This window comes from Streptomyces sp. NPDC006624, assembly GCF_040611555.1.
GTDB lineage: Bacteria > Actinomycetota > Actinomycetes > Streptomycetales > Streptomycetaceae > Streptomyces.
This window is the reverse complement of the sequence record NZ_JBEXOM010000002.1, coordinates 43,397-59,370: the sequence shown is the minus strand read 5'-3', so window position 1 is coordinate 59,370 and position 15,974 is coordinate 43,397. Positions and strand designations below refer to the sequence as shown.

Sequence of the window (15,974 nt, the reverse complement as noted above, 5' to 3'; positions counted from 1 at the left end):
AAATGAAATAGACATCTCACGATCCGGACCAGGGGCAGAAAGTCCCGTTCGGTGGGTGAGACTGGTTGCACCGTAGACGGTCATGAGGAAACGAGGTCGGATGATGCGTACGCGTCCGCTGAAGGTGGCGCTGCTGGGCTGTGGAGTGGTCGGCTCAGAGGTGGCGCGCATCATGACGACGCACGCCGACGACCTCACGGCCCGCATCGGGGCCCCGGTGGAGCTGGCGGGCGTGGCCGTGCGCCGCCCGGACAAGGTCCGCGAGGGCATCGACCCCGCCCTGGTCACCACGGACGCCACCGCCCTCGTCAAACGCGGCGACATCGACGTGGTGGTGGAGGTGATCGGCGGCATCGAGCCCGCGCGCTCCCTGATCACCGCCGCCTTCGAGCACGGCGCCTCCGTCGTCTCCGCCAACAAGGCGCTGCTCGCCCAGGACGGCGCCGCGCTGCACGCCGCCGCCGACGAGCACGGCAAGGACCTCTACTACGAGGCCGCCGTCGCCGGCGCCATCCCGCTGATCCGGCCGCTGCGCGAGTCCCTCGCCGGCGACAAGATCAACCGCGTGATGGGCATCGTCAACGGCACCACCAACTTCATCCTCGACAAGATGGACTCCACCGGCGCCGGCTACCAGGAGGCCCTCGACGAGGCCACCGCCCTGGGGTACGCCGAGGCCGACCCGACCGCCGACGTCGAGGGCTTCGACGCCGCCGCCAAGGCCGCGATCCTCGCCGGCATCGCCTTCCACACACGTGTGCGCCTCGACGACGTCTACCGCGAGGGCATGACCGAGGTCACCGCCGCCGACTTCGCCTCCGCCAAGGAGATGGGCTGCACCATCAAGCTGCTCGCCATCTGCGAGCGGGCCGCGGACGGCGGGTCCGTCACCGCGCGCGTGCACCCGGCGATGATCCCGCTGAGCCACCCGCTGGCCTCCGTGCGCGGCGCCTACAACGCCGTGTTCGTCGAGTCCGACGCCGCCGGGCAGCTCATGTTCTACGGTCCCGGAGCGGGCGGTTCCCCGACGGCCTCCGCCGTCCTCGGCGACCTGGTCGCCGTCTGCCGCAACCGGCTCAACGGCGCGACCGGACCGGGTGAGTCCGCCTACGCCGCCCTGCCGGTGTCCCCGATGGGCGACGTCGTCACGCGGTACCACATCAGCCTCGACGTGGCCGACAAACCGGGTGTTCTCGCCCAGGTCGCGACCGTCTTCGCCGAGCACGGAGTCTCGATCGATACGGTTCGCCAGTCGGGGAAGGACGGCGAGGCCTCCCTCGTCGTCGTCACGCACCGTGCGTCCGACGCGGCCCTCACCGGGACCGTCGAGGCGTTGCGCAAGCTCGACACCGTGCGTGGTGTCGCCAGCATCATGCGGGTTGAAGGAGAGTAACCAGCAATGACCCACCAGTGGCGCGGAATCATCGAGGAGTACCGGGACCGGCTGCCGGTATCGGACACCACGCCGGTCGTGACGCTCCGCGAGGGCGGTACGCCCCTCGTGCCCGCGCAGGTGCTCTCCGAGCGCACGGGCTGCGAGGTCCACCTCAAGGTGGAGGGCGCCAACCCGACCGGTTCCTTCAAGGACCGCGGTATGACCATGGCCATCACGCGGGCCAAGGAGGAGGGCGCGAAGGCGGTCATCTGCGCCTCCACCGGCAACACCTCGGCCTCCGCCGCCGCGTACGCCGTGCGGGCCGGGATGGTCTGCGCCGTGCTCGTGCCGCAGGGCAAGATCGCGCTCGGCAAGATGGGCCAGGCGCTCGTGCACGGCGCGAAGATCCTCCAGGTCGACGGCAACTTCGACGACTGCCTCACCCTCGCCCGCGGCCTGAGCGACAACTACCCCGTCTCGCTGGTCAATTCGGTCAACCCGGTACGTATCGAGGGTCAGAAGACGGCGGCCTTCGAGATCGTGGACATGCTCGGCGACGCGCCCGACATCCACGTCCTGCCGGTCGGCAACGCGGGCAACATCACGGCCTACTGGAAGGGCTACACGGAGTACGCCGCCGACGGCATCGCCTCCCGGACGCCCCGGATGTGGGGCTTCCAGGCCTCCGGCAGCGCCCCGATCGTGCGCGGCGAGGTCGTGAAGGACCCCTCGACCATCGCCACCGCGATCCGCATCGGCAACCCGGCCTCGTGGAACTACGCGCTCGCCGCGCGGGACGAGTCGGGCGGTCTGATCGACGAGGTGACGGACCGTGAGATCCTGCGCGCCTACCGGCTGCTGGCCTCGCAGGAGGGCGTCTTCGTCGAGCCCGCGTCCGCGGCGTCCGTCGCCGGTCTGCTGAAGGCCGCCGAGCAGGGCAAGGTCGACCCCGGCCAGCGGATCGTCTGCACGGTCACCGGCAACGGCCTGAAGGACCCCGACTGGGCGGTCGCCGGGGCCCCGCAGCCGGTCACCGTCCCCGTCGACGCGGCGGCCGCGGCGGAGCGCCTGGGTCTCGCCTGAGGGCGCCCGGGGCCGTCCTGACGTGCGCCGACGCGTCGAGCGCCGGGGACACGCCCGGCATGGTCCGGCGTAAGACGGCGCTCGACCGGGGATGATCCCTGCAGGGGGTGCACAGGGGGCTTACGACACGCATCGTGCGCCTCCTGTGCGCCCTATGTCGCCACAGAACCTTCCTTCGATAGGCTGTACTGAACCCGCCCGCCGCATATGCCTCCGCCCGGAGCGCGGTGCCGCGCCGCCTCCGCGGCCGGGACAGCGCCCGGCCCGTCCGGTCGGCAGCGGCCCCCAGGGTTCTCGTACGCCATCGAATGTCCATCGAACGTCATTCGACAATCACGCAGCTCAAGGAGAGTCATCGAGCGATGGCCGGTCCAGCGTTCCGCGCCGCCGCCGTCCGGGTGCGCGTCCCCGCCACCAGCGCCAACCTCGGCCCGGGCTTCGACGCCCTCGGCCTCGCGCTGGGTCTGTACGACGACGTGGTCGTCCGGGTGGCCGACTCCGGGCTGCACATCGACATCGCGGGTGAGGGCAGCGAGACGCTCCCGCGCGACGAGCAGCACCTTCTCGTACGGTCCCTGCGCACCGCGTTCGACCTGCTGGGCGGTCAGCCGCGCGGCCTGGAGATCGTCTGCGCCAACCGCATCCCGCACGGCCGGGGCCTGGGCTCCTCCTCGGCCGCCATCTGCGCCGGCATCGTCGCCGCCCGGGCCGTGACCATAGGCGCCGAGGCCAAGCTCGACGACACCGCGCTGCTGGAGCTCGCCACGGAGATCGAGGGCCACCCCGACAACGTCGCGGCCTGTCTGCTCGGCGGTTTCACGCTCTCCTGGATGGAGGGCGGCGCGGCCCGCGCGATCAGGATGGACCCCGCCGATTCCATCGTTCCGGTGGTTTTCGTCCCCGGAAAGCCGGTCCTCACGGAGACGGCGCGCGGACTGCTCCCGCGGACCGTCCCGCACGTGGACGCGGCCGCCAACGCCGGCCGGGCCGCCCTGCTGGTCGAGGCCATGACCCGGCGCCCCGAGCTGCTGCTGCCGGCCACCGAGGACCGGCTCCACCAGGAGTACCGGGCCCCGGCCATGCCCGAGAGCGCGGCACTGGTGGAGCGGCTGCGGGCCGAGGGCGTCCCCGCCGTCATCTCCGGCGCCGGGCCGACGGTGATGGCGCTGGCCGACCCGGGCACCGCCGACAAGGTCGAGACCCTGGCCGGAGGCGACTGGGCCGCGAACCGGCTGGAACTCGACGCACAGGGTGCGAGCGTGCTGCCGCTCGCCACCTCCAGTGACATCTGAAAGCGCGCGGTTGCCGGATTTCGAGAGGGGGAATGTTTGTTGGATCCGGTAGTGTTAACCTCAAGTCTGCACCCGACCCCACCATGGCGAGGTGCCTCGTGTCCCCGTCCGGGACAGACATTCTTCCGGGAGCCCCCCAAGCCGCACTGTGTTCCGTACGTCGGACCGTACGCCGTACAAGGACACTGAGCGGTTCGCAGGGCACGCTCCGGAACCGGTGCGACCACGCCACGTGACACTGACACTGGGTGCCACGGCTCAAGGAAGCGCCATCACCAGATTCCTCCGCCGCTTAGGCGGACCACCGCCCCGGCACGGTTCACACCACACGGACCGACGCCGGACAGCACAACCGGTCGCCGAGCCAGACAGGCCGACGTCCGCTCCAGGGAAGGACCCTTCGTGAGCGACACCACCGATCTGATGGGCGCACGTGTCGAGGAGACCGCTGCCGCGCCCGCCACGGACGCCTCCGCGCCTGCCACCGGTGCCGGCTCCCGGCGGCGCCGCGGTACCGGCCTCGAGGGCATGGTGCTGGCCGAGCTGCAACAGGTCGCATCCGGCCTGGGTATCAGGGGCACCGCGCGCATGCGCAAGAGCCAGCTGATCGAGGTCATCAAGGAGGCGCAGGCGTCCGGCGGCGCCGCTCCGGCCGCGAAGGCCGACACCGCCGCCGAGACCAAGCCGAAGCGCCGCGCGACCTCCCGCACCCGTACGGGCGACAACGGTGAGAAGGCCGAGAAGAAGGCCGACGCGAAGGAGGCCCCCGAGGCCCCCGCGGAGAAGGCCACGGCTCAGCAGCAGATCGAGATCCCCGGCCAGCCGGGCGGGAACGCCGCCCGCGCGGGTGAGGCCGAGCGCGCGGGAGACGACGCGCCGTCCGAGCGCCGTCGCCGCCGTGCCACGGCCGACGCCGGATCCCCCTCCTCCGCTCCCGAGACCGTCGCCGCCGAGGCGAAGAACGAGTCCAGGGGCGAAGCGCCCGTGCAGCAGCAGTCGCAGAACAACGACGCCAAGTCCGACGCCGGTGACGGCGGCGAGGGCCGTCGCCGCGACCGTGACCGCGACCGCGGCCGGGGCCGGGACCGCGAGCGCCGCAAGGGCGACGACCAGCAGGGCGGCGGCCAGCGCGGCCAGCAGAGCCAGCAGGGCGGCGGCCGCCAGGACCGCGGCCCGCGTGCCGACGAGGACGGGGACGACTTCGAGGGCGGGCGGCGCGGCCGCCGCGGGCGCTACCGCGACCGCCGTGGCCGCCGCGGCCGCGACGAGGTGCAGGAGCCGCAGATCACCGAGGACGACGTCCTGATCCCTGTCGCGGGCATCCTCGACATCCTCGACAACTACGCCTTCATCCGCACCTCCGGCTACCTGCCCGGCCCGAACGACGTGTACGTCTCCCTCGCCCAGGTCCGCAAGAACGGCCTGCGCAAGGGCGACCACATCACCGGTGCCGTGCGCCAGCCCAAGGACGGCGAGCGGCGCGAGAAGTTCAACGCGCTGGTGCGCCTGGACTCCGTCAACGGCATGGCGCCCGAACACGGCCGCGGCCGCCCGGAGTTCAACAAGCTCACCCCGCTGTACCCGCAGGACCGCCTCCGCCTGGAGACGGACCCGGGCGTGCTCACCACCCGCATCATCGACCTCGTGTCGCCGATCGGTAAGGGCCAGCGCGGTCTGATCGTGGCCCCGCCGAAGACCGGCAAGACCATGATCATGCAGGCGATCGCCAACGCGATCACGCACAACAACCCCGAGTGCCACCTGATGGTCGTCCTGGTCGACGAGCGTCCGGAAGAGGTCACCGACATGCAGCGGTCGGTCAAGGGCGAGGTCATCTCCTCGACCTTCGACCGCCCGGCCGAGGACCACACCACGGTCGCCGAGCTCGCCATCGAGCGCGCCAAGCGCCTGGTGGAGCTGGGTCACGACGTGGTCGTCCTGCTCGACTCGATCACCCGTCTGGGCCGTGCGTACAACCTCGCCGCGCCCGCCTCCGGCCGCATCCTGTCCGGTGGTGTCGACTCGACCGCCCTGTACCCGCCGAAGCGCTTCTTCGGCGCGGCCCGCAACATCGAGGACGGCGGCTCGCTGACCATCCTCGCCACCGCCCTGGTGGACACCGGGTCCCGCATGGACGAGGTCATCTTCGAGGAGTTCAAGGGCACCGGCAACGCCGAGCTCAAGCTCGACCGCAAGCTCGCCGACAAGCGCATCTTCCCCGCGGTGGACGTCGACGCGTCCGGCACCCGCAAGGAGGAGATCCTGCTCGCCAGCGACGAACTCGCCATCGTCTGGAAGCTGCGCCGGGTGCTGCACGCACTCGACCAGCAGCAGGCGGTGGAGCTGCTCCTCGACAAGATGAAGCAGACGAAGTCGAACGCCGAGTTCCTGATGCAGATCCAGAAGACGACGCCGGCGCCCGGCAACGGCGACTGAGGGTCGTCCCGGAAAAGACCGAGGGCCGCCCCCTGCGAGCGCAGGGGGCGGCCCTTCGTCGTGCGCGTCCGGTGTTGTCGCGCGGCTGAGAAGGCGGCTCGCTCGGCGACGCCTTTCTGCCGCCGGTCCGTATTCGGGAAACCAAAACGGGCCAGGCGGACGGCGAGAAAACTGCGGATCGGTGGTTCTCGTCACGTCCGCGATGTCGGAATCCCGGCATCGCTTCCCCGCCGCGGAAACGGTGCTTTTCTTCATAAACCGGTGTCGGTCCGGAATGGTCCGGCCGGATTGCCGCGCAGCCGGAAAGGGGCTTTCACACCCCTTCGGGCGTATTGACGGTGAACGCTCCGGCCGCGGGGGCCACGCATGGGGTGACGTCCGTCTGCTGGCCCGCCGCCACGCCTGCCTCGCAGAGCCGGCCGCCCTTCTCGCGCAGGTCGAGGTGGAACCGCGTGGTCCTGCCGTCCTGCTTCAGGCCGTGGATGCGCTCGTCTATGTAGCCGAGGCCGTTCAGGCTCTTGCGGACCTTGGCGGGGGTGGGATCCGGGACGGACTGCAGCGCCTCGATGATGCGCTGTTCGTGCTGGACGCTCGCGCACCGGTCCCGGTCGCTCAGCTGAGGCGCCGGCTCCGAGGGGGCACCGGGCTCGATCGGCTCGTCCGGGGGAGTCTCACCGGGGGCGAGGCTCTGTTCTCCCGCCGGACCGGTCGGGCTCTCGTCGCCGGGCCCGGACGGGGCCTGGTCACCGGGCCCGGACGGGGCCTCGTCGGTCGTGGAGCACGGTTGGGCGACCTTGTCGAGCATCGCTTCGAACGCCGCCTGCTCGCCGGTCGGCGTGGTGGCACTCACCTCGGCGCTCCTGCCCGGCTCGCTCTGTGTCCCACCGCCGCCGGACCCGTCGCTTCCGCAGCCGGTGAGTGCCAGGGCGCCGAGGGCGACAGCCGCGAGGGCGAGCCGGTGGCGGGCGAACGCGCCGGTGGGGGCGGTGATGGGTGTCATGCGCGCAGTATCCGGTCGTCACTCGGCACCCCGCATGAGTACGCGTACTCATTTACACGGACTGCGCGCGGCCAATAGAAGCGCTGCATTCCTCGCTCGGAGAAATACGGATCTGCACGTTCCGTTTTTGGTGCTTGTGAAAACAATCAGTGGTGATCTAGTGTCTGCGCTTGATCGCTTGATCACTCACACACTTGCTACACGAGGGGGGAACTCGTGCGCAGAATTGCGATACCCGCAATTGCCGTGCTGTCCTTGTCCGTCTTATTGCCGCAGGGAATTGCGCAGGCGGAACGCGCGGACGCATCGCTCGCTCTGGCGGCCGCGGTCGTGGATCCGCCGCTGGCGGAAGGCGATATCGAGCAGGTCGGTCCCGGGGTGTACTCGACCGCGGACCGGTCCTTCGAGATCTACGAGACTGACGTGGCAGAGGGCCTCATGAGCCGCAGCCACACGGTCAATGCCCAGGCCGACGGTGTCTCCAGGCCGGAGTCCGCACCCGCGTCCCGTCCGGACATGGGCGTCTTCGGCCCCGGCTGGGAAGCCGAATTCGTGGGGGGCCAGCTCAACCGCAAGCTGGAGCAGAAGTCCGACTCCGTCGTCGTCACCGACCTCGACGAGAACGTCCCGATCACCTACAGCCTGACCAGCAGCGTCGACTACCCCAGCGGTGGCGGCGTACGGAAGTACCTGTCCGCCCAGGGCAACAAGCTCACCGAGACCACCAAGTTCGACGCGACGACCGGCGCCCTGGTCTCGACCGTCTCCGAGGTCCTCAGCGCGCCCCCGTCCGAGGTGGACGCTGATCAGTCCACCGACACCGACGCCAGCGCTCCCGTCGGCATCGCCGGGCTGACCCCCACCTACACCTGGAAGCAGGTCGCCCCGGGTGCCGACACTTGGCGCGTCACCGGCGTCGGCACCGTGGCCGACGGTGTCCTCACCACGGCCGGCTACGACGCCCAGGGCCGGGTATCCAGCATCAAGGAGGCCGCCGCCGGGGAGACGCCGGCGCAGTCGCTGACGGTCAAGTACTCGACCGACACGACGGCCACGGGCACGGCTCCTGGTGAGTACGCGGGTCGCGCCAAGGAGATCAGCCTCACCGTCGGTACCACCACGCAGACCCTCGCGCGGTACTCCTACGACACCTCGGGCCTGCTGCGCGCAGTGGTCAACCCGGTCGAGGCCGCCGAGCCGGTCGCCTCGTACGCCTACGACACCACGGGACGGGTCGCCGACGTCACGTCGCCGTCCAACGGTGCCTGGGAGCTGACGTTCCCGGCCGATTCGGCCGCCCCGAACGTCGAGTCCGAAGGCCCCGCGCGTCCGGCCGCGGAGTCGACCCTCCAGGGTGCGGCCGCCATCACCGACGCAACCGCCACCACCCCGCCGGCGACCGACTTCACCAGCGGAGAGATCTCCGACCCGGCGGCCTACCCGCGCCACTGCAACCGCGCGACGGACTGGCTGTGGTACCTCGAGTCGGGCTGTGCCGCATGGGCCGCGCACTACGGCTGGCACAAGCCGCTCTGGAAGCAGACGCCGACCAAGCACTGGGTCGTGGGCATCAACAACGACGGCTGCAGCACCCCGGGCCCCAACGTAAGCAAGCCCAAGGGCTTCAACTTCCGCAGCGCGTGCGACATGCACGACTACGGCTACGGCCTGATCGGCAACACCTACAAGGGCTACAAGTACTACCTCGACCGAAGCAAGAAGTCGAACGTCGACAACGCCTTCCACACCACGATGAAGACGTACAGCTGCAAGAAGTACGGCGTCCTGGCCAGGCCCGAGTGCGAAGGCTGGGCGTGGGTCTACTACAAGGCCGTCGGCCTGAAGGGCAACCCGAAGAACGGCGCCAACGCCACCTGATCCGCGGCGCGGCCCTCGGACCGATCACGCCCACGAGCGCTACCGGCCGGACGGCGGAACATCTCCGCCGTCCGGCCCTTCGGTGCTCGCCTTTCCCCGTATGCGCAGCAGCGGGTTCAGCCACGCCCGCTTCCCACCGGAGCCTCAGTGAACAAACCCATATGGACCACGGTCGTCACCGCGGTGATGGCCGTGACGCTCGGCGCCGTCCCGGCCCAGGCCGCGGTGCCCCGCAGTGCCGCCGCGGCGGCCGCGACGAATGGTGATCCCATCGATCCGCCGCTGTACGACGCGACGTCGTCCGGCGGCGTCGCCCGCGTCAATGTCGTCACCGAGAACCGCACAGACCTCTCGGCAGCCGCCTCGGCCGGTGAGACGGTGCAGTCGTTCCAGACCCTGCCGGTCGTCACCCTCAAGGTCGACCGCGGCGGCCTGGACCAGCTGGCCGCCCAGCCGGGCGTGGTCAGCGTCACGGAGGACGTCCCGGCGCGGCCCTCGCTGGACGAGAGCATCCCCCTCATCGGCGCCGACCAGGCCTCCGCACAGGGTATGAACGGTGCGGGCAGTGTGGTGGCCGTACTGGACACCGGGGTCGCCACCCGCCACCCGTTCCTCAAGGACCGGGTCATCTCCGAGGCGTGCTTCTCGACCACCGACCCCGACCTCAGCGCCACCAGCCTGTGTCCTGACGGGACCGACCACCAGGAGGGCGCGGGCACGGCCGACTCCGGGACCGGCCCCTGCGCGGCCATCGCCGAATGCGATCACGGCACGCACGTGGCCGGCATCATCGCCGGCAACGGCGAGGGCATCACCGGAGCCCCCAAGCGCGGTGTCGCTCCCGGCGCGGACATCATCGCCCTGCAGGTGTTCAGCAAGTTCGACTCCGAGGACTACTGCGGCCCCGGCGCCGCACCGTGCGTGGGCAGCTTCACCAGCGCTCAGCTGGCCGCCCTGGAGAAGGTGCTGCAACTGCGCCAGTCCGGGGCACCGGTGGTCGCGGCGAACCTGAGCCTGGGCGCCGGCAGGTACGCCACCGCCTGCGACAACGACGCCCGCAAGGCGGCCGTCGACAAGCTGCTCGCCGCCGGAGTCGCCACCGTGGTCGCGGCCGGCAACAACGGGTTCGGTGACGCGGTGAGCGCGCCCGGCTGCGTCTCCTCCGCGATCACGGTCGGCGCCACCTCCGACGACGACCAGCTGTCCGCGTTCACCAACCGCGGCCCGCTGCTGGACCTCCTCGCTCCCGGTACCGGCATCACCTCCTCCGTCCCGGGCGACGGGTACGCCGCGAAGAACGGCACCTCCATGGCCGCGCCGCACGTGTCCGGCGCCCTCGCGGTCCTGCGGCAGGCGTTCCCGAACGACAGTGTCGCGAACTCCGAGTCGCGGCTCGAGAGCAGCGGGAAGACGGTCGCCTACACGGGCGCCGAGACCCCCCGCATCGATGTCGCCCAAGCGCTCGGCGCGACCGTCCAGCCGGCGACGACCGGCCACGACTTCAACTGCGACAAGAAGGAGGACATCGCCGTCGCCGACCCCGAGGCGGCCGTCGGCGGCGACGCCAAGGCCGGCCTCGTACGGGTCGTCTACGGCGGTGGAAGGGGCACGTCCGAGGTGAATCAGGACCTCGCCTCGGTGCCCGGCGACGCCGAGGCGAACGACTTCTTCGGCGACTCCCTCGCCACCACCGACCACAACAAGGACGGCTGCACCGATCTGGTCGTCGGCACATCCCGCGAGGACGTCGGCAGCGCGACGGACGCCGGCACCGTGGACGTGCTCTACGGGGCCTCCGGCGGCCTCGGTACGGGCAAGGCGGCACTCCACTTCGAGCAGGGCACGGGCGCCGAAGGCCTCCTCGCCGCGTCCTCGGAATCCGGAGACCGCATGGGCGCCGCCGTCGCAGCCGGCCTCACGCTCGACCAGGAGCCGTTCCTGGTCTTCGGGGTCCCGGGTGAGGACATCGACGGCAAGACGGACACAGGCGCCGTCTTCTACCTGCGAGGCAGCGTCAACCGGACGGTGATACAGGGAAGCTCGGGGATTCCGGGCACGCTGGAGGCGGGCGACAAGTTCGGCTCCTCGGTGGCCGCGAGCCCTGAGTACGTGGTGGTCGGCGTACCGGGCGAGGGTGTGGTGCCCGGACCGGGCCCGAACCCGTCCGAGGTGATATCGGGCCAGGTCAACGTGATGACCCACAAACTCAACGAGAACGGCGTCCCGGCCCATGTGGGAGCCGTCCACGAGGCCGACCCGGACGTGAGCGGTGAGGCCGAGGCGGGGGACCAGTTCGGTGCGTCGGTCTCGGCCACCCAGGCGTTGTACCACCAGGGCTTCCCCTGGCCCCTGCGGGGCACGTACATCGCCGTCGGTGTACCGGGTGAGGACCTCACCTACGGGGGAGCGGCCAAAGCCGACGCCGGACGTGCTCTCGTGTTCAGGGTGGACAAGGACTTCTCCCCGGCGATCACGGAGATCAACAGCGGCTACGACCAAGCGCCCGACGACGTCACCGGAGCACCCGAGGCCGGTGATCGCATGGGCGCCCAGGTGGCCGTCGCCAATCGGGATCCAGGGAAGGCCCGGACCGACGCGAGTCTGGTGATGGCCGTCGGCGTGCCGGGTGAGGACATTGGCACGGTCGCCGACCCGGGCGCCGTGATGGTCTTCGGCCTGCGCAGCGCGCCGGGCGTGACCGACCGGTGGATCGAGGCCGGCAACGCCTCCGGTATGCCGGGAACCCCGACCGCCGCGCACAAGACGGGCACCAGCCTGTACGGCACACAGGCCAATCTCTACATCGGTATGCCTTACGGACCGGGCGCCCACGGAGCCCTTTACGCGTTGCCCTGGGCGAACGTCACCGGAGGCACCGCGCAGTCGGTCACCACCTACGCACCGGGCGCGAGCGGCCTCCCGGCGGCAGGGCTGCGGTTCGGCATGTCCGCCCGCTGAGCCAGGGGTGCCTCGGACGCGCCCGAAGAGATCTTCCCCACGCGCGAGTCCGTCGGCACCGCTTCCGGCAGAACGACGTCCTCCACCGAAACTGCAGGTGAGCCGGGTCCCTCCGGCCCCACGGACACGCACTGTGCCCACCGCCGCACGCGGTGGGCACAGTGCGTCGTGCAACCCTGTCCCGAGTTTCTCCGTCTGACCGGCTGGAGCGACGATGGTGCGAGGAAGGACCGCCACCCGGCTACGCCTGGCACTGACCGCAGGGGGTAACCGACCGTAGACGAGCTGAGGAGCACATGTCCGCCGAGAGCACGCCGGACCCGGGCATACCGGGCGACAGCGGTACGAGCGCCGCGCGAACCCGCGCCGCGGGCCGTCGCCGCGCGCCCCGCAAGCGGCACAAGGGCCTGGTGATCACGGCCTGGACCGCGGCGGGCATCGTCGTCCTCGGGGGCACCGGGCTGGGGTACGTGTACTTCAAGCTCAACGGCAACCTCAAGAGCGTCGACATCGACCAGGCCCTCGGCACCGACCGGCCCGAGAAGGCCGACAACGGCTCCGAGAACATCCTGGTCCTGGGCTCCGACACACGCGCCGGCAGCAACAGGAAGCTCGGCGGCGGCACCGACGACGGCAGCGCCCGCTCGGACACGGCGATGATCGTCCACGTCTACGAGGGCCACAAGAAGGCCAGCGTGGTCTCCATCCCGCGCGACACCCTCATCGACCGGCCCACGTGCACGGACACCCAGGGCGATGAGCACCCCGCCGCGCGGAACGTGATGTTCAACTCCGCCTACTCCACCGGTGGGGCCGCCTGCGCCGTCAAGACCGTCGAGTCGATCACCGACCTGCGCATGGACCACTACCTGGAGGTCGACTTCGCCGGCTTCCAGCAGCTCGTCGACGACCTCGGCGGCGTCGAGGTGACCACCACCAAGAGCATCGACGACCCCGACAGCCACCTGAAGCTGAAGGCCGGCACCCACAGACTCGACGGCGAGCAGGCCCTCGGCCTGGTCCGCACCCGGCACGGCGTGGGCGACGGCTCCGACCTCGGCCGCATCCAGCTCCAGCAGGCCTTCATCAAGGCCCTGGTCGCCCAGATCAAGGACGTCGGCGTCTTCAGCAACCCCAAGAAGCTGCTGGACCTCGCTCAGACCGCGACCAAGACGGTGACGACCGACTCCGACCTCGGCTCGGTCGACAAGCTCGCCTCCTTCGCGGGCGGCCTCAAGGGCATCAGCCCCTCCGGGATGCAGATGGTCACCATGCCGGTGGTCTACGACCCGGCCGACCCCAACCGCGTCCTGCTGCAGAAGAAGAAGGCCGACCGGATCTGGAAGGCGCTGCAGGACGACAAGCCGATCCCGGCGGCCGCCACCAGGGGCACGGCCGCGGGCGAGGCCAAGGGAGTCGTGAGCGCCCCGTAACGGGCACGCCCGCAGGGGCGCGGGGAACCGCGCGTACGCCCCACAGGCCCGCGGGGAACAAACGACCGCAACCCCGGTTTTGGGGGATGGCCCCAGTCCTGGCAGACTGGTACGTCGGCCCCGGTTCACGCCCCCGCACCCCGCGGCGGCGACCCGGCGCCCTCCCGAAACCTAGGAGACACCTTGAAGCGCGACATCCACCCCGAGTACGTCGAGACGCAGGTCAGCTGCACCTGCGGCGCGTCGTTCACCACGCGCAGCACCATCGAGTCCGGCAGCATCCGGGCCGACGTCTGCTCCGAGTGCCACCCGTTCTACACGGGCAAGCAGAAGATCCTCGACACCGGTGGCCGCGTGGCCCGCTTCGAGGCCCGCTTCGGCAAGGCCGCCGGCTCCAAGAAGTAGCGAGCCCCATTTCGCCGGTCCGCGGACGCGCCCCCCACCGGGCGCTCCGGGACCGGCGTTTTTGGTCGCTCGCCCTTCACCCCCGTCCGCACACAGGAGCCCCAAGATGTTCGAGGCCGTCGAGGAACTCGTCACCGAGCACGCCGACCTGGAGAAGAAGCTCGCCGACCCGTCGGTCCACTCCGACCAGGCCAACGCGCGCAAGCTGAACAAGCGTTACGCCGAGCTGACCCCCATCGTCGCCACGTACCGGACCTGGACGCAGACGGGCGACGACATCGAGACCGCGCGCGAACTGGGCGCCGACGACCCCGAGTTCGCGGCCGAGGTCAAGGAGCTGGAGCAGCGGCGCGAGGAGCTGACGGAGAAGCTGCGGCTGCTGCTGGTCCCGCGCGACCCCAGCGACGACAAGGACGTCATCCTCGAGATCAAGGCGGGCGCGGGCGGCGACGAGTCGGCCCTGTTCGCCGGCGACCTGCTGCGCATGTACCTGCGCTACGCCGAGCGGGTCGGCTGGAAGACCGAGATCATCGACGCCACCGAGTCCGAGCTGGGCGGCTACAAGGACGTCCAGGTCGCGGTGAAGACCAAGGGCGGCCAGGGCGCCACCGAGCCCGGCCAGGGCGTGTGGGCGCGGCTGAAGTACGAGGGCGGCGTGCACCGCGTGCAGCGCGTGCCCGCGACCGAGTCCCAGGGCCGTATCCACACCTCCGCGGCCGGTGTGCTGGTCACGCCCGAGGCCGAGGAGATCGACGTCGAGATCAACCCCAACGATCTGCGCATCGACGTCTACCGGTCCTCCGGGCCGGGCGGGCAGTCCGTCAACACCACCGACTCCGCGGTGCGCATCACGCACCTCCCCACCGGAGTGGTCGCCTCCTGCCAGAACGAGAAGAGCCAGCTGCAGAACAAGGAGCAGGCACTGCGTATCCTGCGCTCCAGGCTCCTCGCGGCCGCGCAGGAGGAGGCGGAGAAGAACGCCGCCGACGCCCGCCGCAGCCAGGTCCGCACCGTCGACCGCTCCGAGAAGATCCGCACGTACAACTTCCCGGAGAACCGCATCTCGGACCACCGCGTCGGCTTCAAGGCGTACAACCTGGACCAGGTCCTGGACGGCGACCTCGACGCGGTGATCCAGGCCTGCGTCGACGCGGACTCCGCGGCGAAGCTGGCAGCCGCGTAAGGCACGAACGAGCAACTTCCGGAGGACTTGCGTGAATCTGCTGCTCGCCGAGGTGGCCCAGGCCACCCAGCGGCTCGCCGACGCCGGCGTGCCCTCGCCGCGTACCGACGCGGAGGAGCTCGCCGCGTTCGTGCACGGCGTGAAGCGCGGCGAGCTGCACTCCGTCAAGGACTCCGACTTCGACGCCCGCTACTGGGAGGTCATCGCCCGCCGCGAGGCGCGCGAGCCGCTCCAGCACATCACCGGGCGCGCCTACTTCCGGTACCTGGAACTCCAGGTCGGGCCCGGGGTGTTCGTGCCGCGGCCGGAGACGGAGTCCGTGGTCGGCTGGGCCATAGACGCCGTACGGGCCATGGACGTCGTCGAGCCGTGCATCGTCGACCTGTGCACCGGCTCCGGCGCCATCGCGCTCGCCCTGGCCCAGGAGGTGCCGCGCTCCCGCGTGCACGCCGTGGAGCTGTCCGAGGACGCCCTGGTGTGGACCCGCAGGAACGTCGAGGGGTCCAGGGTCGACCTGCGCCAGGGCAACGCCCTCACGGCCTTCCCGGACCTCGACGGCCAGGTCGACCTCGTCATCTCCAACCCGCCGTACATCCCCCTCACCGAGTGGGAGTACGTCGCCCCCGAGGCGCGGGACTACGACCCCGGCATGGCCCTGTTCTCCGGCGAGGACGGCCTCGACCTGATCCGCGGCCTGGAGCGCGCCGCGCACCGGCTGCTGCGCCCCGGCGGCGTCGTGGTCGTGGAGCACGCCGACACCCAGGGCGGTCAGGTGCCGTGGATCTTCGCCGAGGACCGCGGCTGGACCGACGCCGCCGACCACCCGGACCTGAACAACCGCCCGCGCTTCGCCACGGCCCGCAAGGCCCTGCCGTGAGCACCCCGCGGTCCTCGCGGACCGCCCCGTCTTCAACCCCGCAGCACGTGTACG

The 15,974-nt window shown here is 70.8% G+C and carries 11 protein-coding genes; 10 read left to right on the top strand and 1 reads right to left on the bottom strand.

Going from position 1 to position 15,974, the window contains the following annotated elements:
• Positions 1–100 precede the first annotated feature (100 nt).
• From ABZY20_RS03890 to rho, 4 genes are all read left to right on the top strand, one after another.
• Positions 101–1,393 carry a homoserine dehydrogenase gene (locus tag ABZY20_RS03890; protein WP_356436159.1) on the top strand — a complete coding sequence of 431 codons (1,293 nt, stop codon included), beginning with the start codon at positions 101–103 and terminating at the stop codon, positions 1,391–1,393.
• A 6-nt stretch (positions 1,394–1,399) separates the two neighbouring features.
• The gene (gene thrC, locus ABZY20_RS03885; protein WP_356436157.1) at positions 1,400–2,458 is read left to right on the top strand and encodes a threonine synthase; all 1,059 of its coding nucleotides are present in this window, start codon (positions 1,400–1,402) and stop codon (positions 2,456–2,458) included.
• Positions 2,459–2,820: 362 nt separating this feature from the next.
• The gene (thrB, locus tag ABZY20_RS03880; RefSeq protein ID WP_356436155.1) at positions 2,821–3,750 is read left to right on the top strand and encodes a homoserine kinase; all 930 of its coding nucleotides are present in this window, start codon (positions 2,821–2,823) and stop codon (positions 3,748–3,750) included.
• Positions 3,751–4,152: 402 nt separating this feature from the next.
• Positions 4,153–6,186 carry a transcription termination factor Rho gene (gene rho, locus ABZY20_RS03875; RefSeq protein ID WP_356436152.1) on the top strand — a complete coding sequence of 678 codons (2,034 nt, stop codon included), beginning with the start codon at positions 4,153–4,155 and terminating at the stop codon, positions 6,184–6,186.
• A 313-nt stretch (positions 6,187–6,499) separates the two neighbouring features.
• Here rho and ABZY20_RS03870 read toward each other — a convergent pair whose 3' ends face one another.
• Positions 6,500–7,186, bottom strand: coding sequence for a hypothetical protein (locus ABZY20_RS03870; protein WP_356436150.1), 687 nt, complete (start codon positions 7,184–7,186; stop codon positions 6,500–6,502).
• 246 nt (positions 7,187–7,432) lie between these two features.
• On the opposite strand from ABZY20_RS03870, the gene ABZY20_RS03865 reads away from it, so the two are divergent.
• The 6 genes from ABZY20_RS03865 (at position 7,433) to prmC (ending at position 15,920) form a co-directional block, all read left to right on the top strand.
• Positions 7,433–9,064 (top strand): phospholipase A2, encoded by a 1,632-nt coding sequence (locus tag ABZY20_RS03865; protein ID WP_356436148.1) that lies wholly within the window; start codon positions 7,433–7,435, stop codon positions 9,062–9,064.
• Between the two features lie 147 nt (positions 9,065–9,211).
• Positions 9,212–12,022: a S8 family serine peptidase gene (locus tag ABZY20_RS03860; RefSeq protein WP_356436146.1), complete on the top strand. Its 2,811-nt coding sequence runs from the start codon at positions 9,212–9,214 to the stop codon at positions 12,020–12,022.
• Positions 12,023–12,318: 296 nt separating this feature from the next.
• On the top strand, positions 12,319–13,455 hold the full coding sequence (locus ABZY20_RS03855; protein WP_356436144.1) for an LCP family protein: 1,137 nt from the start codon (positions 12,319–12,321) through the stop codon (positions 13,453–13,455).
• A gap of 183 nt (positions 13,456–13,638) precedes the next feature.
• Positions 13,639–13,860: a 50S ribosomal protein L31 gene (gene rpmE / locus ABZY20_RS03850; RefSeq protein WP_184908681.1), complete on the top strand. Its 222-nt coding sequence runs from the start codon at positions 13,639–13,641 to the stop codon at positions 13,858–13,860.
• A gap of 106 nt (positions 13,861–13,966) precedes the next feature.
• Positions 13,967–15,043 (top strand): peptide chain release factor 1, encoded by a 1,077-nt coding sequence (prfA, locus tag ABZY20_RS03845; RefSeq protein WP_356436142.1) that lies wholly within the window; start codon positions 13,967–13,969, stop codon positions 15,041–15,043.
• 31 nt (positions 15,044–15,074) lie between these two features.
• Positions 15,075–15,920 (top strand): peptide chain release factor N(5)-glutamine methyltransferase, encoded by an 846-nt coding sequence (prmC, locus tag ABZY20_RS03840; RefSeq protein WP_356436141.1) that lies wholly within the window; start codon positions 15,075–15,077, stop codon positions 15,918–15,920.
• The last annotated feature ends 54 nt before the right edge of the window (positions 15,921–15,974 follow it).

Bases quoted from the DNA above. Each gene is read 5' to 3' on its own strand.
- thrC (WP_356436157.1), top strand. From the start codon at position 1,400: ATGACCCACCAGTGGCGCGGAATCATCGAGGAGTACCGGGACCGGCTG.
- thrB (WP_356436155.1), top strand. From the start codon at position 2,821: ATGGCCGGTCCAGCGTTCCGCGCCGCCGCCGTCCGGGTGCGCGTCCCC.
- ABZY20_RS03855 (WP_356436144.1), top strand. From the start codon at position 12,319: ATGTCCGCCGAGAGCACGCCGGACCCGGGCATACCGGGCGACAGCGGT.
- prfA (WP_356436142.1), top strand. From the start codon at position 13,967: ATGTTCGAGGCCGTCGAGGAACTCGTCACCGAGCACGCCGACCTGGAG.
- ABZY20_RS03870 (WP_356436150.1), bottom strand. From the start codon at position 7,186: ATGACACCCATCACCGCCCCCACCGGCGCGTTCGCCCGCCACCGGCTC.
- ABZY20_RS03890 (WP_356436159.1), top strand. From the start codon at position 101: ATGATGCGTACGCGTCCGCTGAAGGTGGCGCTGCTGGGCTGTGGAGTG.